17 protein-coding genes and 1 pseudogene are annotated in these 26756 nt (G+C 37.8%); 14 read left to right on the forward strand and 4 right to left on the reverse strand.

Annotation, left to right across the window (positions count from 1 at the left end):
- The first annotated feature begins 23 nt into the window (after positions 1-23).
- Complete coding sequence (locus ACN0TV_RS01970) at positions 24-1421, forward strand: Gfo/Idh/MocA family protein (protein ID WP_417359586.1); 1398 nt, start codon at positions 24-26, stop codon at positions 1419-1421.
- 199 nt (positions 1422-1620) lie between these two features.
- The gene (locus ACN0TV_RS01975; protein ID WP_417359588.1) at positions 1621-1785 is read left to right on the forward strand and encodes a hypothetical protein; all 165 of its coding nucleotides are present in this window, start codon (positions 1621-1623) and stop codon (positions 1783-1785) included.
- Between the two features lie 111 nt (positions 1786-1896).
- Here ACN0TV_RS01975 and ACN0TV_RS01980 read toward each other — a convergent pair.
- Both ACN0TV_RS01980 and ACN0TV_RS01985 read right to left on the reverse strand, forming a co-directional pair.
- A pseudogene (locus tag ACN0TV_RS01980) lies at positions 1897-2892 on the reverse strand (virulence RhuM family protein).
- Between the two features lie 105 nt (positions 2893-2997).
- On the reverse strand, positions 2998-3819 hold the full coding sequence (locus tag ACN0TV_RS01985) for an AraC family transcriptional regulator (protein WP_417359590.1): 822 nt from the start codon (positions 3817-3819) through the stop codon (positions 2998-3000).
- 85 nt (positions 3820-3904) lie between these two features.
- On the opposite strand from ACN0TV_RS01985, the gene ACN0TV_RS01990 reads away from it, so the two are divergent.
- The gene (locus tag ACN0TV_RS01990) at positions 3905-4852 is read left to right on the forward strand and encodes an NADP-dependent oxidoreductase (protein ID WP_417359592.1); all 948 of its coding nucleotides are present in this window, start codon (positions 3905-3907) and stop codon (positions 4850-4852) included.
- A gap of 67 nt (positions 4853-4919) precedes the next feature.
- Positions 4920-6017 carry an NADH:flavin oxidoreductase/NADH oxidase gene (locus ACN0TV_RS01995; protein ID WP_417359594.1) on the forward strand — a complete coding sequence of 366 codons (1098 nt, stop codon included), beginning with the start codon at positions 4920-4922 and terminating at the stop codon, positions 6015-6017.
- A 110-nt stretch (positions 6018-6127) separates the two neighbouring features.
- On the opposite strand, the gene ACN0TV_RS02000 is transcribed toward ACN0TV_RS01995, so the two are convergent.
- The gene (locus tag ACN0TV_RS02000; RefSeq protein ID WP_417359595.1) at positions 6128-6838 is read right to left on the reverse strand and encodes a carboxypeptidase-like regulatory domain-containing protein; all 711 of its coding nucleotides are present in this window, start codon (positions 6836-6838) and stop codon (positions 6128-6130) included.
- Between the two features lie 752 nt (positions 6839-7590).
- On the opposite strand from ACN0TV_RS02000, the gene ACN0TV_RS02005 reads away from it, so the two are divergent.
- Positions 7591-8931 carry an AGE family epimerase/isomerase gene (locus ACN0TV_RS02005; protein ID WP_417359597.1) on the forward strand — a complete coding sequence of 447 codons (1341 nt, stop codon included), beginning with the start codon at positions 7591-7593 and terminating at the stop codon, positions 8929-8931.
- A gap of 252 nt (positions 8932-9183) precedes the next feature.
- Entirely contained in the window at positions 9184-9294 is a 111-nt protein-coding gene (locus tag ACN0TV_RS02010; RefSeq protein WP_417359599.1) for a DUF3024 domain-containing protein, read from the forward strand.
- Positions 9295-9391: 97 nt separating this feature from the next.
- Here ACN0TV_RS02010 and ACN0TV_RS02015 read toward each other — a convergent pair whose 3' ends face one another.
- Positions 9392-9949 carry a porin family protein gene (locus tag ACN0TV_RS02015; RefSeq protein ID WP_417359601.1) on the reverse strand — a complete coding sequence of 186 codons (558 nt, stop codon included), beginning with the start codon at positions 9947-9949 and terminating at the stop codon, positions 9392-9394.
- A 417-nt stretch (positions 9950-10366) separates the two neighbouring features.
- On the opposite strand from ACN0TV_RS02015, the gene ACN0TV_RS02020 reads away from it, so the two are divergent.
- The 8 genes from ACN0TV_RS02020 (at position 10367) to ACN0TV_RS02055 (ending at position 26607) form a co-directional block, all read left to right on the forward strand.
- Positions 10367-15121: an MBG domain-containing protein gene (locus tag ACN0TV_RS02020; RefSeq protein ID WP_417359602.1), complete on the forward strand. Its 4755-nt coding sequence runs from the start codon at positions 10367-10369 to the stop codon at positions 15119-15121.
- A 29-nt stretch (positions 15122-15150) separates the two neighbouring features.
- Positions 15151-16461: an OmpA family protein gene (locus ACN0TV_RS02025; protein ID WP_417359604.1), complete on the forward strand. Its 1311-nt coding sequence runs from the start codon at positions 15151-15153 to the stop codon at positions 16459-16461.
- 64 nt (positions 16462-16525) lie between these two features.
- Positions 16526-16855 (forward strand): DUF3024 domain-containing protein, encoded by a 330-nt coding sequence (locus ACN0TV_RS02030; RefSeq protein ID WP_417359606.1) that lies wholly within the window; start codon positions 16526-16528, stop codon positions 16853-16855.
- A gap of 441 nt (positions 16856-17296) precedes the next feature.
- On the forward strand, positions 17297-18499 hold the full coding sequence (locus ACN0TV_RS02035; RefSeq protein WP_417359608.1) for a glucuronyl hydrolase: 1203 nt from the start codon (positions 17297-17299) through the stop codon (positions 18497-18499).
- 151 nt (positions 18500-18650) lie between these two features.
- The gene (locus ACN0TV_RS02040) at positions 18651-19679 is read left to right on the forward strand and encodes a LacI family DNA-binding transcriptional regulator (protein WP_417359610.1); all 1029 of its coding nucleotides are present in this window, start codon (positions 18651-18653) and stop codon (positions 19677-19679) included.
- 439 nt (positions 19680-20118) lie between these two features.
- On the forward strand, positions 20119-23286 hold the full coding sequence (locus ACN0TV_RS02045) for a SusC/RagA family TonB-linked outer membrane protein (RefSeq protein WP_417359612.1): 3168 nt from the start codon (positions 20119-20121) through the stop codon (positions 23284-23286).
- Between the two features lie 19 nt (positions 23287-23305).
- Complete coding sequence (locus tag ACN0TV_RS02050) at positions 23306-24946, forward strand: RagB/SusD family nutrient uptake outer membrane protein (RefSeq protein WP_417359614.1); 1641 nt, start codon at positions 23306-23308, stop codon at positions 24944-24946.
- Between the two features lie 71 nt (positions 24947-25017).
- Positions 25018-26607: a discoidin domain-containing protein gene (locus ACN0TV_RS02055; protein ID WP_417359616.1), complete on the forward strand. Its 1590-nt coding sequence runs from the start codon at positions 25018-25020 to the stop codon at positions 26605-26607.
- Positions 26608-26756 lie beyond the last annotated feature (149 nt).

A 26756-nucleotide genomic window follows, 5' to 3' on the forward strand; every position in this document is an offset into this window, starting at 1 on the left:
GATTGTACAATTAAATAATAAACATGAAGAATAATAAAAACGCACGAAGAAAATTTTTACGTCAAATAGGGGCTACTACCTTAGTATCAGCAGCCATTCCTTTTACTTCCTCTGCAGCACAGGAGAAAGCAGAAGAGCGTATTATGCGTTATGACCGTCCTTTTACCTCTAACGATAAGATCCGTATCGGTGTTATAGGTTTTGGGGTACAAGGTCAATTTGATTTAAATTCTGCTCTAGAAGTGCCTGGTGTGGAACTCGTAGCTATTTGTGATCTGTATACCGGAAGAATTCAAAATGCTAAAGAGAAATTCGGGAAAAAGATATTTACCACCAGAAATTATAAAGACATTTTGGACCGTAGAGATATTGATGCGGTACTCATTTGTACTACGGATGTATGGCATGCGCAGATTGCTCATGATGCCTTGGCTAAAGGAAAGCATGTGTATATTGAAAAACCAATGGTTCACAAAATAGAGGAGGGATTGCCGCTTATTAAAGCTGCCAAAGCTTCCGGAAAAGTGTTCCAAGTTGGAAGTCAAAGAGTGAGTAGTATCGGGTATGCCAAGGCAAAAGAACTATTAGCTTCCGGTGAAATTGGAGATTTAAATATGGTAAGTGCAGTTTATGACAGACAAAGCTCCATCGGTGCTTGGCAATACACCATTCCAAATGATGCTAATGCAGAAACTACCGATTGGGAAACCTTTATTGAGGTAACCGAGAAAATGGAGTTTGATGCCAAGAAATTCTTCTGGTGGCGTGCTTATAAAGAATTAGGAACCGGGGTAGCCGGAGACTTGTATGTACACCTACTTAGCGGAACACACTTTGTCACCAATTCTCTTGGGCCTGAGTCTATTTATAGTACCGGTCAATTCAGTTATTGGAAAGATGGTCGTAATATGCCTGATGTAATGTCCGGGGTTATGCAGTATCCGGATAGTGAGCAGCACCCTGCATTCCAGCTAAACCTTAGAGTTAACTTTATAAGTGGAGGTGGTCCAAAGGAAGTTATTGAAGTTATCGGTTCAGAAGGACTAATGCGTATCGATGGGGACAATGTAACAGTTAAACACAGCATTATGCCTGAAGCGCCCGGATTTGGCGGATATGATTCTTTGTTTACCTTCTCTGAAAGTATGCGGGAAGAACTCACCAAAGATTATAAAGCCAAATGGACTGAGGAGCAAACCAAAAGAAAACAGGTTAAGGATGTTGTGTTTAAAGCACCTCAAGGATATAGCTCTCACGTCGATCACTTTACTAACTTCTTTGATGCTATTCGTACAGGTAAAACAGTAGTGGAAGATGCAGAGTTCGGATTTAGAACTGCTGCACCATCACTGGCTTGTAACGAAAGCTATTTTGACAAAAAAATTATTCAATGGGATCCTGTAAACATGAAATTAGTATAATCTCCAAGTAGATTATTCAGTAGCATTAAGACAATAGGCGAATCATTTGAATTTAAATGGTTTAGTCTATTGTCTTGCTTTTAGGCTTGAATCTCAAGACTAATTCTTCTTTACTAGGCATTTCTTTTTGGCTCTTTTTTAGGGATTAAGAAATACCGTCAAGGAATATATAAACACAGCAGATATAAGACTTTTAAAAATGATAAAGGCATTGGCTGAAAGTTATCAGAACCACGAGCAGGAACTCATGTTAAGCGAAGAACAATATCGTATGATTGATATACGCAGAGAAGCTCATTTAAAAGGCGAAAGCAAATCCTTTACTTGGGAACAAGTAAAACAAAATGCAAGAAACGCCGGTTAATAGGGAAGAGTAAATATGTTTTGCCTCATTTATCAAAATAACTGGGAGTGTAAAACAAAATTCTGTGTCATTCCCCAAATTGAGGAAAATCTGCGAACTAACGATACTTCATCATTCACCATTATTTTTCTTGCCTATTAATTTTTCCATTTCCTTATCAAAATCGGAAACATAATTTTGGTCTTGAATCACACGAAATTTATCGTACTCACTTTCGGGTTTTAGCTTTGCTTCCAACATTGATATTTTGCCCTTGTCTTTTAAAATGGGATAATCTGCCAATTCCAAAAATTGAACTAAAAAGCCGTCCCAATCTTTCATATTCATTACCTGCCTGTTTCTCGCTCTATTTTCTGCTAGGTCTAAATAAGAAGTCACTATTCTTTCTAAAGCTTTTAAATGTTCATCATTCAAATAATTTTTTGCAATCGTTACATCACTTTTTAAAATCTTTCCGTCAGGGGCTTGTTTCCAAATTTTTAGGCCCATATAGATTTTGGTAGCATCTGCTTCTGTATAGATTATCTCAGCAGCTGTTTTTCCTGTTATTGCCCAATGAAGTTTATTTTGAACCGAATCGAAAAAATGCTGGGTTATTTCCGATTTATTGTCATAATCAGCTGATAGTGCATAGATGTCTGCGATTTTTTTGGTATAAACGTCTTTCACTTAATCGAATCTCTCGGATTCGTTCCAACATTTCTTCAAAATAATCTTCTCCATAATGTTTAATTTGCTTTAAGCGCTTATAATCCATAGCAAAACCCTTGATGATGTACTCGTGCAAAATTTCAGTTGCCCATTTTCTAAACTCAATGGCTCTTTGTGAGTTGACCCTGTATCCAACCGCTGTTATGGCTCTTAAATTGTAATATTTGATTTGGTATGTTTTGCCGTCTTCGGCAGTGTGTCGGAAATCCCGACATACTAAAGCTTCATCCAATTCACCGTCGTCAAATATTTTTTTAAGATGCTCCGTTATGGTAGAACGTCCTTTTTCAAAGAGTTCAGCTATTGTTTTTGCGTTAACCAAAGCGTTTTATCTTGATAAAAAACATCAATATTTACTTTGCCACCTTCGGTTTTGAAAATAACAAAGCTGTTTATAGGCTGTAAATCGTTATTTTAATTTTCGTTGCTCCTTTCGCTGTCTGCTTTTTTCTAATGTCTATAATGATATGGTTCGTTTAGTTGGCCTTCTTTATATCGGACTTACATTTTTCTGTAATCGGATAAACTTATCTCACTATGCTTTTTAAAAAATTTATTGAGGTGACTCCCGTCTGTAAATCCAAATTCATAGGCTATTTCATTAATGCGCATATCACTGTACTTAAGTCGGTTTTCAATAAGCTTAATTTTATATTTTGCAATATATCCTTGCATGGTGTCATTACTCTGAGATTTAAAAAAACGGCTTAGATAATTCGAGGAAATATGGAATTCCTCAGAAATTATATCGGCTTTCAGTAGGCTTGGGTCGTATATGTTTTGCTGTATATAATTGACAATACCTATAAACCTGCTATCTGAACTATCAATTCCTTCACATTGATATTTTGATAAGTTTCTGGCCACTATTACGAGCAATGAATTAATTAAATGTCTAGTTAATTCCTCATTAAAAATATCGGGGAATTTTATACCGTTCAAGATGGATTCGGTAATAGACTTTACCAAAACCCGATCTGGTTGCAAATTTAAAATATTGCTATTCATATTACGTGCATTACCCAGTAAGCATTCAAGATGATCGATGTTCTTCCATCGGTATTCGTTTAGATAGACGTAATTAAAGCGGATTAATAGAAATTCGGTAGTTGAAATCACATCAAAGGTATGAGAGTCATTCGGCGTTACTAAGAAAAGGTTTTGCGGCTCATATCTTTGTTTGTTTCCGTTAATGATATAAAAACCATCTCCTGAAATCACATAGACCAACTGGAAGAAGCTGAAAAGCCTGTCCTTAATAGGGCACTGGTCAACCTTTTCATACATAACAACAACCGGCTTTTCAATATGTTCTCTTTTCATAATGCAAACATACTTATTTAGGTAAAAATTATACCGATCTATCAGCGTATTTATAGTTTAAATTTGCACTATAGATAAAATAAGAATGAAAGCAATAGTATTAAAGGACTTTGGAGGCGTTGAAAATTTGAAATTAACAGAAATCCCGATCCCTGAAATTTCCGAGAATGAGGTGTTGGTAAGAACCAAAGCGATTAGCATTAACCCGGTGGATATAAAAACCAGACAGGGTGAAGCTTTGGCAAATAATTTAAAAGACTATAACCCAATTATTTTAGGATGGGACATTTGTGGAATTATAGAAAAGATCGGAAAAAATGTCACCGACTTACAAATAGGTCAAGAAGTGTTTGGAATGGTAAATTTCGTAGGTCACGGTAAGGCTTACGCTGAGTATGTTGCAGTACCGGCAGAACATTTAGCACTTAAACCCGAAAACATATCACATTCCGAGGCAGCAGCAAGTACCTTGGCTGCTCTTACTGCTTGGCAAGCATTTAATCATTTTGGAAAGTTAAAAAGGAATGATAAAGTATTAATTCACGGGGCATCAGGTGGAGTAGGGCATTTTGCCGTTCAAATTGCCAAATATATGGGATCTTACGTTATAGGTACATCATCAAGTAAGAATGAGCAATTTGTTTATAGCTTTGGAGCAGATGAGCATATTGATTATAAAAATGAAAATTTTGAACAACGGTTAAACAATATTGACTTCGTCTTAGAAACAGTTGGTTATGAAAATTTCAAACGTTCGGTTAACGTATTAAGAAATAATGGAACAATTGTTAACCTGCCTTCCGGTTTAACCGAAGATGATAAAAAAGCAGCAATTGCAAAAAACTTGAAGGCCTGTTATTTTATGTCGGTTTTTTCCAGTGGTCGAGATATGGAAATTATTGCTAAGTTGTTACAAGAAAACACTATATCCCCCTACATTTTTAAAAGTTTTAAGTTTGATCAAATAAAGGAAGCTCATGAGCTTTTAGCGTCTGGAAATATAGTTGGCAAAATTGTAATTGAAATTGATTAGAGTGAGGAGCATTCCAAATCATTTGTATTAAACTTTGAGATTAAATTAATTCTAGTAAAACATCATTATGAGTTCTAAATCATTATTATTAAGCCCTTATCAATTAGGGGATACTACATTAGAAAATCGAATTGTTATTTCACCGATGTGCCAATACTCGGCCATAGACGGACTGGCTAATAACTGGCACCTGGTTCATCTGGGCTCCAGGGCAGTTGGCGGCGCCGGACTTATTATTCAGGAAGCTACTGCAATTAGTCCGGAAGGAAGGATTAGCTATGGGGACCTTGGACTTTGGGAAGATAAGCAGATTGAGCCATTGAAGAGCATTGTAGATTTTGTACATCAACAGGGAAGTAAAATTGGAATACAATTAGCTCATGCCGGCAGAAAGGCAAGTTGTGAAAAACCTTGGGATGGTGGAGAACAAATAGCTCCTGAGGATGAAAATGGATGGATTACCAAAGGGCCTTCATCAATTCCATTTGGCTCAGAGGAGTTTGCTCCTCAAGAGATGACCATGAGTGATATAAAGGACTGTTTGAATAACTTTAAAGCAGCGACAAAGCGTTCTTTGGAAGCTGGCTATGATGTTATAGAACTACACGCTGCTCATGGTTACTTATTACACCAGTTTTATTCTCCTTTGAGCAATAAGCGTACCGATCAGTACGGTGGAAGTTTTGAAAACCGAGTGCGTTTTACCCTTGAAGCGGTACAGGCCATACAGGAAGTTTGGGGAAAAGAAAGGGCGTTACTGGTTCGTATTTCCGCTACGGATTGGACAGAAGGAGGTTGGAGTCTGGAAGATTCCGTAAAGCTTGCCATTAGGCTTAAATCCCTAGGTGTCCACCTTATCGATACTTCTACCGGGGGTAATGTTTTGGCTGATATTCCAGCAGAACCCAATTACCAGGTTCCATTTGCGGCTGAAATTAGAAAACAGGCTGGGATACCTACTGCTGCTGTAGGACTTATAAATACACCACAACAAGCAGAGGATATTTTGCAAAAAGAGGAAGCTGACCTTATCCTTATTGCCAGAGCGAGCCTTCGGAATCCTTATTTTCCGCTCTATGCCGCTCATGTCCTTGAAGGCAATAGCGTTGAAAAATGGCCTGATCAGTATAAGAGGGCTTATCCTGCTCATGGTGAGTGGAAGTAACGGCAATTAAGAAATAGAATAATTCACATAAGCCTTTCGATGTACTTTGCTATAGAGAAAGGTTTTGTGATTCTCGGAGGACATTGTTTTTGAAATTCGTTGGAAGAATTTCATTTGTACTTGCTTAAAAGACTATTGTTTTTTCTATACTCTTCACTTTTCTTTATTATGAACATCCACAGTTGACCTTTGTTATTCAAGTTAATAACAGAATCGAAGGTAGAGTCCATTCCACAATAATAATAAAAATCATAAATTTTTTCCACCGGTATTTTTAGTTTTATTGCCATCAATGAATCATTATAATTTTCAAACACTTTATTATATTTTGCGGTTTTGTTTTCCAGCTTTACTCTATTTCTAAGCATTTTTGTTCTACCGGAAATGGCATTAATTAATGGATCTATTTTCACAGCAGCTCCTCTAAAGTCCCATGTCCGCGCTGTATATAATCTTCTTTCACTTTGTGTCTTCACATTTACACCAGCATTAAGTAAACTTAATGTTTTAGAAGAAACTTCAGGCTCAATTTCAATGTTCTGAATATCTTCTTCTAATGACCCAGTAAGGTTTCCAAGAGTTAAAATCACTTCTTCCAACTCCACAACTTGCTTTTCTAATAAAACATCTAAAGACCCGTTTTTTAATATGTTTGCATCAATTTTTATTTCTTTTTTTTCAAATTGAATAGATGAGAATAATAGGATGTCATTGAGTCCAACCGGAATTTCAAAATATCCATTTCTATCTGTTAAAACCCCTTTTTGGGAACTTATATTTAAAACATGAATTTCGGAGAGATTTTCTTCATTGGCAATCACACGACCTTTTATAATGGTGTTTTGAGAATATGTAATAACACTAAACAACAAAAATTTAACTATAAAGATGAATCGTATTTTCTTATTTGAATATCGCATTAACCGAATAGAGCATTTTATTTTTTGATTTAAAAAGTATGATTTGTTTCTTTTTAATTTTCTTAAAAGTGTCCATAAGTCTTCTTATTCTCCCAAGCAATCCATTACTAATAAATTTAGGAGAAGAAGAACTCCTTGACTACTTATCACCATTATTAAACAACTATGCAGTCCAACCGTTCGAGCTTCTTACTGGCATCATGAAAGTATATGTTCTCTAATGTAAATACCGACTCTCATTTAGGTTTTTCTCTTTAAGAGAAACTCTGTTCGACCGGGATCAGCTCCCATCACAAGGATTTCTAGTTTACTATCACTTAATTTTTATGCAATAGTTTATTTCACTTTTAAGCTACCTCCAGAATATACTGTCATTATAATCAGATGGTTGATAATTAATTAGGTAAAAAAACAAAACACCTATCAGTTAACATGATGTAATTCAGTGCATTAATGCTGAAAAACACAACATATATATCAAATATAACAAAAAATCACAGTTGTTTTTAGGGTATATCAACATACTGGGAACACCTAGACTTCTAAATTATGTGAAATGAATCCGGGAATGAATTTCACAAATCCTCATTAAGTTGTTTATCCAAGTCACCGTTAGAGAATTTCCTTTATTTTTATGGCAAACTAGCCAACTCATGAAAATATTTACAATCGTATTAGCTCTACTGTGCGTATCAAATACAGTAGCTCAGGAAATTCCTACTACCGAGGCTCAAATCCTTCAACAAATGAAATACCAGGCTACATCGCAGCTAATGGATAAATGGTATCCCTTGGTTTTGGATTATGAAGATGGTGGTTATTTTAGTGAAATCTTATATGATTTCAAGGTGGGTAGCGAACAAGATAAAATGATCGTAACCCAGGCAAGGCATATTTGGGCCACTTCGAAGGCCGTTCTTTTTTACAAGGACAGTAGTTTTCTAGCCTACGCCGACCATGGTTTTGAGTTTCTGAAATCCAAAATGTGGGATGCTGAGCATGGTGGTTTTTATGATCTCGTCAATAAAAAAGGGGTGCCAATTCAAAATGAAAGACCTCAAAAAACTGCTTATGGCAATGCTTTCGGGATTTATGGCTTGGCTGCATATTACAAGGCCTCTGGGAATCGAGACGCACTGGATCTTGCTAAAAAAACCTTTTATTGGCTTGAAGAAAACAGCCATGACAAGGTATATAAGGGCTATTATCAATCTCTTGAATTGGATGGAACACCTATTAAAAGAGACGCAAGTTTTCTATCCACCTCGGAGATTGGTTATAAGGATCAAAACAGCAGCATTCATCTGTTAGAAGCTTTTACAGAACTATACCACGTTTGGCCGGATGAATTATTAAAACAACGCTTGGAAGAACTTTTGGTTTTAATCCGTGATACCATCGTAAGTGAAGATCACTATATGAACCTTTTCTTTTTGGAGGATTGGACTCCTTTGTCCTTTAAGGATACTTCTAAGGAAACTATAGCAAAGCATTATTATCTTGATCATGTTTCCTTTGGTCATGATGTTGAAACTGCTTATTTGATGTTAGAGGCCTCTGAAGCTTTGGAGCGGGAAGATCATCAGTATACTCTTGAGATTGGAAAAGCCATGGTCGATCATGCTTTAGAGTACGGCTGGGATAATAAGCTTGGAGGGCTATACGACGGTGGTTACTATTACGAGGGTTCCAATAGCCTGGAGATTGTCAACAGTGATAAAAATTGGTGGTCTCAAGCAGAGGCCTTGAATACCTTACTGCTAATGGATTCTTATTTTCCTGACGATGAGCATCAGTATAAGAAGCGTTTTAAGGAGTTGTGGATCTATGTAGATTCTTATATGTTGGATCATACCCATGGAGGTTGGTATGAGTGGGGCTTAGATCGGCGTCCAAACAGCAGAAAGAATCCGAAAGGGCATATCTGGAAAGCGACCTATCATCATTACAGAGCGCTGTTAAATTGTATTAGTGCTTTGGAAGCAAGATCGTAAAATGTATAATAAACGAACTACTAACTAGAATCATGGATATTAACGAAGCGACCATAAAAAAACTTTGTAGAATCATTACGCCCAAAGGAATTAGAAATTCGTAATCAACTTGACTGTGGCTATTCTTACGACGGCAAAGAGGTCATTCTTTTTGAAATTCGTCCGGTATGGAATAATCCAGATGAAATTCAACATCAAGAGTTTGCAAAACTTCGATTCATTAAAACACGAAAACAGTGGGAGCTCTATTGGATGCGTGCAAGCGGGAAGTGGCAGCACTATGCGCCTTTTCCAAAATCAGCGCAAATAGATGAGTTGATTAAAGCTATTAAGGATGATAGTTACGGTTGTTTTTTTGGTTGATTACTTTACTACTTAATGAGATTTGCATGGTATGATTTAAAGATATACTCATAGGGAAACCCGTGGCCTCCCTATGAATATGTTATATTGTAATGAATTAGAATTTATATCCCAGCCCAACGCTTAAGGCGTTAATTTGTGAATCTACGTCCATGTCTTGAGCATCAGCGGCGTTTTTTATCTCCTTTGAGAACCTGTTGGTAAGCTCGAAGCTATATTTTGCTTCTACGAAGAAATTAGAATTTATCTGATAACCTAACCCAAAGGCTAGGTCCAGACCAAAGGTGTTCAGGACGTCTGTTCCTTGTATAGAGGTGTCTTCCAGCATAAAGGTTGCTTGTGGTCCTGCTTGCAGATAAAATCCGGAGTTTTCAATATAATATTGAGCCATTACAGGAACAATCAATAAATTTGTTTCCTCTGCATTGGCATAGTTTACTGATGGTTGTAAATGAAAGCTTTCTGATAATGTAAAATCAGCCAAAGCTCCTACGTAAAATCCGGATGAATTCCCGGAATAAGAGACATCTTCATTAGAATTAGAAGACTTACCTTCCATATTGGTGTAACCGGCCTGGACACCAAAGTTCACTTGCTGACCAAAAGATGCCATCGCAGTTAGTAAAGCACCTAAAAATAGTAGTTTTTTAAGCATAGTATATTTATTAAGGTTTAGATCGGCAAATTTAAATTAAAAATTCAATTATAAAATCACACAATCAATAAATCAGGTTCTTCTGTTTCTTTATACATTTTTTCATCATAAAAGAAATATGCTCTTGGAAGCGTTCATGAATCTGATATTATGCTCACTGAAAATACCTTATCAAATGTGAGTTATGTGAAACGAAAAAATGTACATTTTTAAAGAGAAGGACAAGATTAGAAAAACATAAAAAGGCTTTAATCAACCTTGATTAAAGCCTTTTTTAGTCATAGAACCGATAAAAGGGGTCTATTTGTCTATAAATGAAATATTAAATGTTAAAATTTAACAAATCAAAAAAAATACTATTTAAGTTTGAACTGCATTATCCCCTAACCTAGAAAACCAACTAACGCACCAACTATTATGGATCAATATTACTATCCCAGAATTAGATACTTTCTTTTCCTGTTTTTTTTATTTATAGCCTTAACACAAGGTTTTAGTCAAACCTATACCGCTCCCACAGCAACATCTCCCTCAGCGCCTATAGTTAATGAAGATCAAAGTAATGTAGAGCTGGCTGATGATATTCATATAACTGATGAAGATGGGGATGATCAAACCGTAGCATTTACAATAACCGGAGGAACCTTAAGTCTAGGTACCTCGGGAATAACCTTTAGTAGTTCAGGAAACGGATCAACTAACTTTACAGCTTCGGGTACTTTAGCAAATATCAATGCAGCACTGGATGCAGCTACATTTACTCCGAATCCAAATCTATATGGCAGTAATGCAGCTACCATCTTATTTGTATCCAATGATGGTACCGGCTATTCGAATGCCGCATCAGTTACCTTTGATATTACAGGGGTCAATGATGACCCAACTATTAACGGATTACCCCTAGAAATTACAGTAGAAGAAGATTCTACAATGGATCCATTCGATATATCATCAGCGACAGTAAGCGATGTTGATGCCGGAAGCGGTGAGCTTACTTTAACATTGACTGCTACCGGAGGGATATTTGATGTAGCTGCCGGAACAGGAATTACATTAAGTGGTCACTTGACTAGTCAATTACAAATAACGGGGAATTTGACTGATTTGAACAATTATATTAATGCTCCTACAAATATTTATTTTAGACCTTCTGAAAATCTTAGTGGTTATAATGGCGGTTCAGTAGATGTTTCAATAAATGACAACGGGTATACAGGTGCCGGTGGTGGTGAAGATATATTTATTGGCACAGTCAACGTGAACATTACAGCGGTGAATGATGCTCCCCAAGTGACTCTGCCTGCTACAATTACTGTGACGGAGGATGTAAATACAGCACTGACTGGTATTAGTTTTTCTGATGTAGATGCAGAAACAGGAAGTGTTACTGTTGATATGAGTGTGGTAACTGGAAGTCTTTTTGCCCCAACTGGGGGAGGAGTGATTATTTCGGGCAGTGGCAGCTCGTCAATTTCTCTTGCAGGTGCAATAGCTGATATTAATGCCTATATAGCAGGATCTAACTTGAAATTCCAAAATCAGTTTGGAAATACCGCTGACCAAAACTTGAACGTTACCATCGATGATAACGGAAATACCGGTAGCGGTGGGAATTTATCTGATTCCGGGATGACGACACTCATCGTTTCTCAACCTGTAGTGGCTGTGGTAACTAGTGTTTCTGTTCCGGCAGATGGAACATATATAGCTGGGGAAACTATGGATTTCATTGTTAGTTTTGATAAAGATGTCTATGTAGATGTATCCACTGGAATGCCGGAACTTTCACTAACCATCGGAGCATCCACCGGATTAGCAGTATATGTTTCAGGAAGCGGTACATCTACTTTAGTGTTTCGTTATTGGGTTCAATCAGGAGATGAAGATACAGACGGGATAGCGCTATCCCCAACAATAGAAGCTAATGGCGGAACAATTCAAAACGATGGTGTAGATGCAGATTTAACGCTTCAGAATGTTCAGAGCGCTCAGAATTTATTAATAGACGCAGTCGCTCCTTCAGGTTATACGGTGTTAATAGATCAAAATCAAATCAATGCCTCCAATCAATCGAATGTAGGTTTTACCTTTTCGGGAGCGGAGATCGGAACAGATTATAATTATACTTTTACTAGTTCAAGCGGAGGCACACCTGTTACCGGATCGGGAGTTATAGTTACCGCTACCGACCAAATATCAGGAATAGATTTAAGTGGTTTGAATGATGGAACCATCACCCTTACTGCCACCTTAGAAGATGCTGTGGGGAATACAGGAATTTCAGTCGTGGATACCAGTATCAAGAGTATGCCAATTACACTTGATATTACCGTGGATGCCGGTCAAAGCAAAACCTACGGCGAGGCAGATCCTGAATTTACCTATACAGTAACAGGTTTTGAGAACGGAGATGATGAATCAATTTTAAGCGGAGCACTTAGTCGCGCTGCAGGAGAGTCCGTTGGAGGTTATGAAATTCAACTGGGAACCCTAAGTGCGGGATCTAATTATAATATAAATTTAGCTAGTGCAGATTTTAATATCTCACTGGCTACACTTGATATTACCGTAGATGCCGGTTCAAGCAAAACCTATGGCGAGGCAGATCCGGAACTTACCTATACGTTAACAGGTTTTGAAAACGGAGACGATGAATCAATTTTAAGCGGAGCCCTTAGTCGCGTGGCGGGAGAAGAGGTCGGAGCCTATGCGATTCAACGGGGTACCTTAAGTGCCGGATCTAATTACAACATAAACTTAACTAGTGCAGATTTTAATATCTCACCGGCCACACTAGATATTACTGTAGATGTCGGTTCAAGCAAAACCTACGGCGAGCTTGATCCGGAACTTACCTATACCGTAACAGGTTTTGAAAGCGGAGATGATGAATCCATTTTAAATGGAGCACTTAGTCGCGAAGCTGGAGAAGAGTTCGGAACCTATGCGATTGAGCAGGGAACCTTAAGCGGCGGATCTAATTACGTTATCAATTTCATCGGTTCAGTTTTTAATATCTCACCGGCCACACTTGATATTACAGTAGATGCCGGTCAAAGTAAAACCTTCGGCGAGCTTGATCCGGAATTTACCTATACAGTAACAGGTTTTGAAAACGGAGATGATGAATCAATTTTAAGCGGAGCACTTAGTCGCGTGGCGGGAGAGTCCGTTGGAGGTTATGAAATTCAACTGGGAACCTTAAGCGGCGGAACGAATTACACTATTCAGTTTACCAGTTCCGACTTTAACATCACATCAGTCGTACTTGATATTACTGTAGATGTGGGTCAAAGCAAAACCTACGGCGAGCTTGATCCGGAACTTACCTATACGGTAACAGGTTTCGAAAACGGAGACGATGAATCCATTTTAAGCGGAGCCCTTAGCCGCGAAGCTGGAGAAGAGGTCGGAACCTATGCGATTGAGCAGGGAACCTTAAGTGCCGAGTCTAATTACGTTATCAACTTCATTGGTTCAGATTTTAATATCTCACCGGCCACACTAGATATTACCGTAGATGCCGGTTCAAGTAAAACGTATGGCGAGGCAGATCCTGAATTTACATATACGGTAACAGGTTTTGAAAGCGGAGACGATGAATCAATTTTAAGTGGAACACTTAGTCGTGTTGCAGGAGAAGAGGTCGGAACCTATGCGATCGAGCAGGGAACCTTAAGCGGCGGATCTGATTATAATATAAACTTTACTAGTGCAGATTTTAATATCTCACCTGCTACACTTGATATTACCGTAGATGCCGGTCAAAGCAAAATATTTGGTGTGGCAGATCCTGTATTTACGTATACCGTAACAGGTTTTGAGAACGGGGAGGATAAATCAATTTTAAGCGGAGCCCTTAGTCGCGTGCCAGGAGAAGAGGTCGGTACCTATGCGATTGAGCAGGGAACCTTAAGCGGCGGAACGAATTACACTATTCAGTTTACCAGTGCAGATTTTAACATCACATCAGTCGTACTTGATATTACCGTAGATGCCGGTCAAAGCAAAACCTATGGCGAGGCAGATCCTGTATTTACGTATACGGTAACAGGTTTTGAAAGCGGAGCCGATGAATCAATTTTAAGTGGAGTACTTAGCCGCGTTGCAGGGGAAGATGTCGGAACCTATGCTATCGAGCTGGGGACTTTAAGCGGAGGATCCGGTTATACAATCAATTTCACTAACGCAGACTTTGCTGTCGAACCAGCTATTCTAAATATCACAGCTGATGCTAATTCAAAAGTCTACGGAGAGACGGATCCTGAATTCACTTATCATGCCGGCGGTTTTGTAACCGGGGATGATATAGCAATAGTAACGGGAGCATTATCCCGAGCTACTGGCGAAGATGCGGGCAATTATCCGATAACTTTAGGAAACTTAAGCGCTGGGATTAATTATGACCTTCACCTTGAATCGGCAGATTTTGAGATTGTAAAAGCAGACCAAGAAATTACCTGGAGCCAGGATTTGAGTTTTGGTTGTGAGAGTGATTCACAAGTTTCATTAACAGCATCGGCAAGTAGCGGACTGCCTGTAACCTATACTGTAGCAGATACATCCATTGCCGAGGTAACAGGAAACGTATTGTCAGCGAAAGCATCAGGAACGACAACGATTATAGCGCAACAACCGGGCGATGAAAATCATCATCCGGCCACCTCAGTTGAAAAGACGGTGCTAGTGAGTCAAAACGGACTCATTCGTCAGCACTGGGATGATGTTTTGGTCTTTGATAACAGTAGCGGAGATTTTGTGAGTTATCAATGGTATAAGGATGGTGCTCCTGTAGCGGGAGCTACGAAGCAGTATTATTCTGAAAACGGAACTTTAAGCGGACGTTATTATGTGGAGGCCACAACCCAAAGTGGTGAAGTGATCATCACCTGCGTTTTAGAATTGTCTGGGGAGAACTTTGCTAAAAGCGTAAGGCTAATCCCTAACCCGGTTCGGGCATCCTCTACATTTGTGGTTGACTGTAGTTTTGATGAGGCCTCCCTGAGTGGAGCTTCCATTAGTATCATCGACCTTAACGGAAGGCTTATGCAAACGGTCTCAGTTACAGATTCACAAACCAGTCTAACTGCTCCAACACAGACAGGGATCTATGTGGTGGTCCTTAGTCTAGGAGACGGCACTCGAAAGACGGTTAACCTTTTGGTGAATTAACTCATTATAGTATAATCAATCAGTATCAGATGAAAACAACACTACTTACAAGTCTATTTTTGATATCAATAGTATACAGCCAGGGACAAGAACTCACCGTTTCACTACACGGAGGAGTCTCCGGGATTTCTTATAAAAGTGATGTGGGAGAAGGTAGCCTGGAACTCGGGGGCGGCATAGGGATAGGTTATACGCACTTTTTAAATGAACATTGGGGCCTGCAGACAGGAGTGGAAGCCAGACTGAATAGAAACACCTTTACCCTGGATAACAACAGGCAGTTTACAACCTATGAGATAGACGATCAAGGGTCAGCATTTGAATATCGGGTAAGTGCAGACGGCTATGAGGAGGATCAAAAGTTTTATAGTTTTTCCATTCCCTTGATGCTGCAATACCACACAATGTTCTCTGATAAGACAGGTGTTTATTTTGGGCTTGGAGGGAAAGTTTTATTCACCGGTAAACAAGACATCGAAGCCAATGCCGAAGCTTTAGCCCTTAGCGGATACTACCCGGATCTCAATCTGGAAATCGATGATTTGCCGGCTCATGGATTTGGTAGCATAAGCAATTGGGAAGGGGATTCAAAAGTATCCTTAAAAACATCAGTGTTGTTAAGTGCAGAAGGAGGTCTAGTCTTTAAACTCAAAGACAGGCTGAATTTATACACCGGAATTTATGTCGACTACGGATTAATGGATCTTCAGGATGCTGATGCATATACAAACATTGTAAGTTACAGCCCAGAACGCATTGAAGGAGTATCAGCCAATGGGGTGTTAGCTATGGAAGACGTTGTAGAGAACAGTAATTATATCTCTGCTGGTGTTCAATTAAAATTAGGGTTTGGTTTAGGTGCGAAGAAACAATCACTGGAAGAAGAGGAAGATGTAGTTATTGTTGAAGAGGCTGTAGAAGTACAAGAACCGAAACCGGTTGTAGTTGCTAAGCAGCCCAAAGAAGAACTTGAGAAGCCTACCTTTACCGACTCTGAATTCACATATATAAAGGAGCCGCTTATATTTGGTAATATTGATCAGACGCAAGTACCGGAGCCGTTAGCAGAACGGCTAAACACTATAGCCCATATGGTAAATAAGGATGAGACCGTAAAGCTTCATATTATGGGACATACTTGTGATTTGGGGAGTGAATCCCTAAATCAGCGAATAGGACTGGAAAGAGCTGAGGCGGTGGCAGATTATTTAGAAACTCAGGGTGTTTCCCGTGATCGTATGAAGCTAATTTCCAAAGGAGAGGAAGATCCCTTAGTGCCAAATACATCTCATGATAACAGAGCAAAAAACAGGAGGGTTTCTATTGATCTGATTTTTTAGAAACCAAATATAACCTGGAAATATTAAACATAGTGTATAGTAAACTCAACTACTGACCAGTATCATGGATATTAACGAAGCGATCATAAAAAACTTTGTAGAATCATTACGCCCAAAGGAATTAGAAATTCGTAAGCAACTTGACTATGGCTATTCTTACGATGGTAAAGAGGTCATTCTTTTTGAAATTCGTCCGGTATGGAATAATCCAGATGAAATTCAACATCAGGAGTTTGCAAAACTTCGATTTATTAAAACACGAAAACAGTGGGAGCTCTATTGGATGCGTGCAAGCGGGAAGTGGCAGCACTATGCGCCTTTTCCAAAATCAGCGCAAATAGATGAGTTGATTAAAGCTATTAAGGATGATAGTTACGGTTGTTTTTTTGGTTGATTACTATACTACTTAATGAGATTTGCAAGGTATGATTTAAAGATATACTCATAGGGAAGCCCGTGGCCTCCCTATGAGTATGTTATATTGTAATGAATTAGAATTTATATCCCAAACCAATGCTTCCGTAGCATGTGTGAAGATATACTTGTAAATACCCTATGTATGTATGGGCATTTAAATGGAATACTCAATTCATAGACATATTTTGTGAACCTTAAGTATTGATCGACAACGAAAATGGAAGTGGTTTGAAAACACGATTCCATTTGTAGAATAATAAACAGGTTCAAAAAATTTTGGAGTTGGTATTATTGTAGATATCTTTCTATACTATAATTATTGTAAAACATAATAAACGAAATAAAATATTGAAAAATTTCTTTCATTTAGTTTTTATTTAACTCTGATTATTATAATTTAGGCACCTAAATATTTTATATGATGATCAACTTTAAACTACCAACCTATCTGTTATGTTGCATGGCACTTTTTATTGGATGCCAAAGTTCTACAGAAAAGAAAGCAACATCTGAACTTTCAGTATTAGAACATTCGGTGAGACAATATGATACAACCTATGCCAGTGTAGAACTTCATATTGACAGCAAGCGATTTATGCCCAGGACAATAGAGAACAATAAACGTAAATTAGTCGGAATATACGATTGGACAAGCGGATTTTACCCTGGTTCATTATGGAATTTATATGCTTTAACCAACGATAATAAATGGAAAGAAAGAGCTGTTACCTATACTGAAAAACTTGACTCCATTCAGTATTGGACAGGAAACCACGATGTGGGTTTTATAATGGAATGTAGTTATGGAAATGCACTTAAGTATGTTGATAATAAGGAATATGATTCCATTATCGTACAAACAGCCAGATCGCTTTCTGAAAGGTTCAGGCCTAACGCAGGTATTTTACAATCTTGGGAAAAAAATAATAGATGGAGTTGTCCTGTGATCATAGATAATATGATGAATTTGGAGTTATTGTTTCATGCTACCAGAATTTCAGGTGACTCAACTTTTTATAATATTGCCGTCTCTCATGCTGATACAACGATGAAGAACCATTTTAGGGAAGATAATAGTTCCTTCCATGTAGTGGATTACGATACGAAAACCGGAGCTGTCATTAAGAAAAACACCCATCAGGGGTTAAGTGATGATTCAGCTTGGTCAAGGGGACAGGCATGGGGATTATATGGATATACAATGTGCTATAGGGAAACCAATGATCAAAAATATCTTGATCAAGCGATAAAAATAGCTGAGTTTATAAGGAATCATCCAAATATGCCGGAAGATAAGATCCCATATTGGGACTACAATGTGCCGATCTCAGATGGAACCCCTAGAGATGCATCGGCAGCGGCAATTACTGCTTCAGCACTTTATGAGTTAAGTCAATATGTTGGTGAAAGTACTGCAGAACAGTATCTGAGTTATGCAAACCAAGTGATGGAAAGTCTTGGTTCTCCTAAATATCTGGCCAATATAAATGCAAATGAAGGATTTATTTTAAAGCATTCAGTAGGTAGTAAGCCACATGAGGTAGAAATTGATGTACCTCTTAACTATGCGGACTATTATTTTCTTGAGGCATTGATTCGAAAGGAAAAATTAGAAAATTAATATAAATAGTATAGCGCAAATTATTGTGTCAATCGTCTACAACAATGAATAAGCAAGATAAAGACAATTTGTAGGTTATTCTTAAAAACCGTGCTTACCCATTGCCTGGCTATATTTTATAAACGGAATGAGTTTAATAAAATTTTAACCCTTGAAAAAAGGAGGTATTACCATATACGAGATTGCTGATAAATTAGGTGTAGATAGTTCAACAGTTTCTAGAGCACTTAATAATAGCAGCAGGGTTGCAAAAAGCACCAAAGACAAGGTGTGGGCTGCGGCCAAGGAACTGGGATATCAACGAAATTTATTAGCATCCAATCTCAGAATGAATAAGTCTAACACCATTGGAGTGGTGGTTCCCAGAATTTCGAGACATTTTTTATCTTCAACAATCGCAGGTATAGAAGAAGCATCTTATGTAGCTGGGTTCAATGTGGTTATTTCCCAATCGATGGAGGATTTGAATCGGGAACGACGCATTGTAAATAACTTGATTTCGAACCGAGTAGATGGAGTGCTGATTTCGGTTTCTATGGAAACTACAACCGGAGATCATTTAGAATATTTTAAAGAAAATAATATTCCTTTAGTCTTTTTCGACAGATGTTGTGAGAATGTAACTGATAGTAATAAGGTATTGATAGATGACGAGCAAGCTGCCTATGATGCTGTGAATCATCTTATTTCAAAAGGGTGTAAAAGCATTGCACACTTTGAAGGTCCGCAAAACCTAGAAATATACAAGAAAAGACGCATGGGGTATAAACGGGCACTAGAAGAAAATAAAATAAAATACAGAAAAGAACTTGTCCTTATATCCAGGTTGATGGAGCAGGATGGCCATAATCTTACCAAACAATTAATAGAAGCCAACGAAACGATTGACGGTATTTTCTCTGCGAATGACGTATCGGCCATAGGAGCAATGAAATATTTAAAAAGTATAGGGAAAAGAATTCCGGAAGATATATGTGTTTTCGGGTTTAGTAATGAACCTATTTCTGAAGTTATAGAACCATCATTATCAACGGTGGATCAATCCGGGTTTGAAATGGGTAAAATAGCATGTGACTTACTGATTGACAATATTAATAAAAAAGGCGAAAAAGTAGATAGTAGGACTATCATATTGAACTCTACTATAATTGAAAGGGAGTCTACAAATAGAAAAATTTAGTTTTTTTATATCATAGTATACACTATGATATTTAATAGAGTAATACCAAGTTAACCTTGATTAAATTTTAGCTACCCTTTTTTTATAAATACAAATAATTAAGTTTCAGTTCCTTATTTTTATCAATGCCAAAAACATACTTAATAAGCTTGTAATAATGTATGTATCTGTGCATCAGTAATTTATACAATAATATATTTGTGTATATAATAAAGTTAAACTTAAGTATTACTATAACACTTATTTTATGTTAACGCAAAGGTTTCATTTTGTATTTTATACATTTAATGTGTGATAAAACAAGAAATAAAAAGGAATATACCTGTTTATTATATGTTTTTTTTATAAATAAGTCATACAATCGATTGTTTTGTTACGATATCTTTTGTATCATTGTTTTTCAATTAACATTTTATTAACTAACTAATTAATTAAAACTATGAACAGAAAACAAAAAAGTTCACCAAGATGGCGTTACTATAGTCTGATGGTACTTGTGTTATTTTTCATAAATGGTGTTGCGGCCAATACCTTTTTTGAAGACACAATACAATCGATTGTAATTGGAAAAATTACCGATGGATCAGGAACACCGATCCCGGGTGTCAATGTTTTATTGCAAGGGACTGGTAATGGTGTTACTACAGATTTTGATGGTAATTATGAAGTAACTGTCAGCGGTAATAATCCAGTATTAGTATATAGCTATGTCGGCTTTACAACACAAACTATACCGGTTGATGGTAGAAGCACGATAAATGTTACACTTGAGGAAGACGTTGCTCAATTAAGCGAAGTTGTAGTAATTGGATATGGTACCCAGAAGAAAGTATCTATGACTTCAGCTGTTTCGACAATTACATCGGAATCAATCGAGAACAGGCCGGTGACCAATGCTATTAACGCTCTTCAAGGTACCGCTCCGGGACTTAATATAACAAGAACTTCAGGTCAGCCAGGAGATGAAAACCTCAGTATACAGATAAGAGGGGTATCCTCAGCGAACGGTGCAGTTGATCCGCTTTTGGTACTCGACGGAGTTTCAATGCCTTCTTTGGCTCCTTTGCAAAGAATGAATCCTGATGATATAGAGTCAGTGACAGTTTTAAAAGATGCAGCAGCAGCGGCTATATATGGAGCACGGGCTGCGGGAGGAGTTATACTTGTCAATACTAAAATAGGGAAAGAAGGAAAAATGGTGGTTGATTATGATGGTAGAATGACTGTTCAATGGGCATTAAATATACCTGATAGGATGGCCTTATTAGAAGAAGCGGAATATTCGAATTTGGCACGTGCAAATGCTGGCGTTGGTGCAGAGTATAGTGATTTCGATTTAAATAATATACGAAATGGTGTTGAGTTTGTTGTAGACCCGAACAACCCTAACAAATATCGGACATATAACCAACAAAGTATTAGAGATCAAGTCCTAAGGGATCAGTATTTTTTACAGTCTCACAATCTTAATGTTAGTGGTGGTTCTGAAAAAATCAGATATCTTTTTTCAACAGGTTATTTAAATCAGGATGGAGTATTTAAAGTTGGACCCGATGGCTACAAAAGATGGAACTTACGTTCAAATGTAAACGCAAAGATTACAAAGCATATTGATTTTGATACTAAACTAAGCTATACTGTAGAAGGTAAAGATAGACCTTCGGTAGGAGTGAGTGGATATGGTTTGTTACAACAGGTGTACCAAGCCAGGCAGCGTTATCCTATCTTTACTCCTGATGGAAAACTCTTTGGAGGTGCAGGAACTTCAGGTAATAATACTTATGCTATATTGCAAAAAGGCGGGTATCAAGATGATGATTATAATGAGCTCAATGGTATATTTACATTAACCGCCAAAGATTTTATAAAGGGTTTACAGCTTAAAACGATATATGGGAGGCAGATTGACAGAAAAGACTTTACTTCATTCAGGCGCACGGTCGAATTATGGGATTTAGATGATTCTCAGCCCGCTTTTTATCTAAACCGCCCTAATAATTATTACAGATACACTAGGACAAGGAATACCGACAATTTTCAGTTTTTGGTCGATTATGATCTGACCTTGGCGGAAAAGCACAAATTCCACTTTTTGGCAGGATATCAATGGGAAAGCTACCGAGAATCCGCTTTCAATGCTTCCGTGAGTAATCTGGTAAGTAATAATCTCCCTACATTAAATTTAGCCGAGGAAGGTTCTGAAACTGTAGGAGAAGGATCAATAGAGTTTGCTAATCAGTCAGTACTTGGTCGTTTCAATTATAATTATGATGATAAATATCTTATTGAAGCTACCATTAGATCTGATGAGAGTTCACGGTTGGCACCTGGACAAAGAATAAAATGGTTCTATTCGGCGTCTGCCGGATGGAACATGCATAAAGAAGGCTGGTTTGAACATGCTTTGCCTTTTATTTCTGAGTTTAAACCAAGATTTTCATGGGGGCAAGTAGGCAATGCGAATGCGGACATTATTGGGTATTATGATTATTTACCGATTATCCAAAATGGAAGCGGTTTGGTTTTTGGAGAAGCTGAAGACAGAGCTACTTATTTTTATCAAGGTTCCATACCTTCCTCATCCTTAGGGTGGGAAACACTTGAAACGACTGACTTCGGTTTGGACTTCGGAATATTAAACAACAAGATCACAGGAAGTTTTGATTATTATACCAAAACGAATAACAATATGCTTGTTCAGATTAGACGTCCTGCAACCTTAGGAGTAAACCCTCCAAGAACAAACCAAGGGGAACTTAAAAGTTGGGGATGGGAAGCTGCCCTATTTTACAGGAATCATATAGGAGATGATTTTAATTTTAGCATTGGAGTAAACGTATCTGACAACCAGAATGAGTTAATAGAATACGGGGAAGGATACGATTTGGTTAATGGAGGAACTAATGGCAAAATTACCGGTCATCCGCTTAACACCATTTGGGGATATCAGACTGTTCCAGGCTACATAGAATCTCAAGGGCAGTTGGATGGAGCACCATTTTATAGTAGTAATACGGGAATAGGTGATATAGAATATGTAGATCAGAATGGCGATGGAGAAATTAACAATGGAGGAGGAACTATAGAAGATCCCGGTGATTTGGTAAATCTTGGGAGTACTCAGCAAAGATACCTTTATGGCTTGACATTTAATGCCAACTATAAGAGTGTTGATTTCAGCTTATTTCTGCAAGGAGTTGGAAAAAGAAACATTCTCCCTTCCCGATATGTTTCTCAGCCTCTAATCTATTCTTGGATACAACCCGTGGCAATCAATGCAGATTATTATACACCGGAAAATACAAATGCTGCTTTTCCCCGCCCTTATATTGGAGGACACCATAATTATGCTACTTCAGATCGTTGGGTACTTGACGCCGCTTATTTAAGAGTTAAAAATATTCAGGTAGGATATTCAATTCCCGAGCAATATTTAGAAAAAATGTCTATGTCTAAAGTCAGACTATACCTTTCTGCGGAAAACATAGCAACGTTCAGCAAATTAGGAGTATTTGATGGTGTGTTGGATCCAGAACAAAAAAATCAAGTTCATTCGGATTACCCATTAACGGCTTCGATAGCTTTTGGTGTTAATATATCATTTTAATGATTTAAAAGAGATAATTATGATTAAAAGAAATAAAATAAAAATTGTATTGCTTGGTATAGTATCGATTTTTGCTACTTCCTGTGATGTAGACCGTATACCAGAGACAGTTATTACAGATCCTGCCTTCTGGAACAATGAAGCAGATCTTAAAGCAGCTGTGAATGTTTTATATTTTGAATTACCGGGTTTGCCAGAAACAAGTGACAACTGGTCTGATGATAGTTATGCTACCGGACCTAATTCCATTAGTGATGGTACCCGATTAACCCCTTCTTCAGATGGTTTTTACGGAAATCAATATACCGGGATAAGAAGAGCTAATAACATTATTGAGAAATCTCAAAAAGTTTTAGAGACAGGAGTTGAACCTGCTGTAGTCGATTTATACGTTGGAGAGGCCAGATTCTTCAGAGCCTGGAATTATTTTAATTTACTGAGACGCTATGGAGGGGTTCCTTTGATTTTAAGAACATTGAAAGAAAATGATCCTGAATTACAAGCTCCCAAGGCTACCCGAGAAGACGTATTGACAGCGATATATGAGGATTTGGATTTTGCTGCCTCAAAATTGGAATCACCTAGCGAGCAGAGTTCTTCAAACTATGGAAGAGTGACAAGTACCGCTGCCTTGGCTTTTAAATCGAGAGTTGCCTTGTTTGAAGGAACCAGAGCTAAGTTCCATAGTTATGGCAATCCACAAAAGCATTTGACTATTGCAAAACAAGCCGCAAAAGCGGTGATGGACTCCGGAGAGCATGCTATATATTCTGAATATTTTGATTTGTTCCAATATGAAGGAGAAGGGAGAAGCAATAAGGAAAATATTTTAGTACATCAATATGGAAAAAGTATTGAAGAATCAATTACTTCTCATGTTACACAACGTAACTTGGAGACAGGAGCTGCAAATCCAACCAAGGCTTTGGCGGATTCTTATTTAATGGCAGATGGATTGCCAATAGATAAATCTCCTTTGTATGAGGAGCCGACAACTACGTTTGAGGTATTTGAAAACAGGGATCCTAGAATGAACGCTACCTTCTTTAAAGATGGTGATGAGTATATAGGAACCAAACCTGTATTTACGGTTCCGGACCTAAACTTTCAGCGAACCGGTTTTGCCAATAGAAGGTATGCGCATCTTGAGGATTGGCAGAATTCACGCTCTTATATAGATAGAGCGGTTATAAGATACGCAGAAGTATTGCTTAACTATGCTGAGGCAACTTTTGAATTGGAAAATGGAATAAGTGATACTGATTTAAATATTTCCATTAATCAGTTAAGATCTAGGCCCAGTGTTAGTCTTCCAGGCTTAACCAATACGCTGGTCACGGCTAATGGATTAAACATGCGCGAGGAAATCCGTCGGGAAAGAAGAGTAGAATTGGCTTTAGAAGGCTTTAGATATTGGGATCTAATAAGATGGAAAACGGCAGAGATCGAGCTACCGAAACCTGTGCTTGGAAACAAATTATTCGCTGACTTTAATTTGTCCGAGGACGAAACAAGCAGTATTAATTTTGATGCAGACGGAAATATTCTATTACAAGACGCGAGCTTACGGGAGTTTGATCCTTCCAAAGATTATCTATTTCCTTTTCCTACAGATCAGTTGGGTTTAAATAAAAACCTTGAACAGAATCCGGAATGGTAAACTAATAACAGGTCATACTGATTCATTGATTAGTATGACCTATTATCAAAAACTTAAATAACACTTTATAAATGAAAACAATCAAAAAAAAGTTAACACTTTCATTATTGACGGTATTGATAATAGCGGGTTGTTCTAAGGACCAGTTTACACCCTCAGAGGAAAATTTAACCGCTACTTACTTACTTGGTGAACAACCTGGCTTTGAGAACGAATGGAGTAACAATCCTCATAAGTTGAACGTCATTTATTTTCTGCCCAAGGATGTAGAACCTTTTCAAAACTATAAACATCGAATCAGTGGTATTTTGCTGCAAACCCAAGAATTTTTTGCTGAAAATTTAGATAGAGAAGGTTTTGGAAGATCCTCATTTGGGTTGGATCTTCTAGCTAAGGAGCTGGTAGATGTAGATGTTATTCGTGGAGCTAGGGAACAAGACTATTATACATATTCTGGCGGAAGTGGAAAGGTTATTCCCGAGATCGAAGCTTATTTTGCAGAAAATAAGAATGCAAAAAAGAGTGAGCATACCTTGGTGATAATGCCATCACGATCCGGTGACCCGTTGAACCCTGGAGGTGTTCCATTTTATGGAGTAGGGAAATATTGTTTTGCACTGGATTACCCATCTATGGATGTGAAATATTTGGGACAGAATGATATATATGGCAACCTTGCCACTAAGTGGATTGGAGGGTTAATACATGAACTTGGTCACGGCTTGAATTGTCCTCATAACAAGGAAAGAAAAAGTGAACAAGCGGTTTTAGGGACTGCGATAATGGGTAGTGGGAATCACACTTACGGCAAGAGCTCAACCTTTATCACTGCAGCATCTGCGGCAACCTTTGCTAATTCTCAAACCTTTAGTGCTGTGGAAAGATTTGATTGGTATACTCAGGTTAACCACGATATCAAGAAATTAGATGCAAGAGTTGAGAACGGAAGCATTGTTATAGATGGTCAATTTGTCAGCGATTATGAGGTTACTGATATAAATTTTTATCACGACCCGGAACCATCCGGGGGAAATAAGGATTATGATACCCCTAGCTGGACAGTAAAACCGGACGGAAATACATTTCATGTGGAATCACCACTTTCCGATTTTTATAAGTTGGAAGGCAATTACCAGTTAAGAATTCGTTTTTATCATGAAAACGGCAGCTGGAAAACATATTCATTCCAATATGATTTTGAGAATGCTGTTCCGCTGTTGGATGGTGTGGTAATAAAAGAATTAATGGACAGGGATGGTTGGTCAGTAATTGAAGCAGATAGTGAAGAAGATACCGGTGCTGCATACAAAATACTTGATGGAGATCAGTCAACTATTTGGCATACAGAATGGAAAAACACCTTGCCAAATCATCCCCATTATGTAGTTCTCGATATGGGAGCTGCAACGGTTGTTGACGGATTCGCCTTTTTGAACAGATCAAACCTAAACGGAGCCATTAAAGATTGTGAAGTGTTTACAAGCAATGATAATATAAACTGGACTAGTCAGGGTACTTATACTTTAAAGAAACAGACAAGCTGGCAATATATTCAACTACCCGCCAGAGAAACTGTAAGGTATATGAAACTGGTAACAGCCAATGGCTACGGAGGTTTCAGATATACACATTTGGCGGAAATAGGTGCTTATACTGATTAATATAAATCATAGTTTCGTAACATAGGTATTAAAAGAACTTCTTGTTGATTAGTTAGTTTGAAATAGTTTTGCTATTCATTAGATTCCCTCCCAATGTTATTGGCAGGGATCTTTTGGTAAATATATTGATTCTGGAACCTTAAAAAAAT

Origin of the sequence: Galbibacter sp. (assembly GCF_048266365.1) — a bacterium.
Taxonomy (GTDB): domain Bacteria; phylum Bacteroidota; class Bacteroidia; order Flavobacteriales; family Flavobacteriaceae; genus Galbibacter.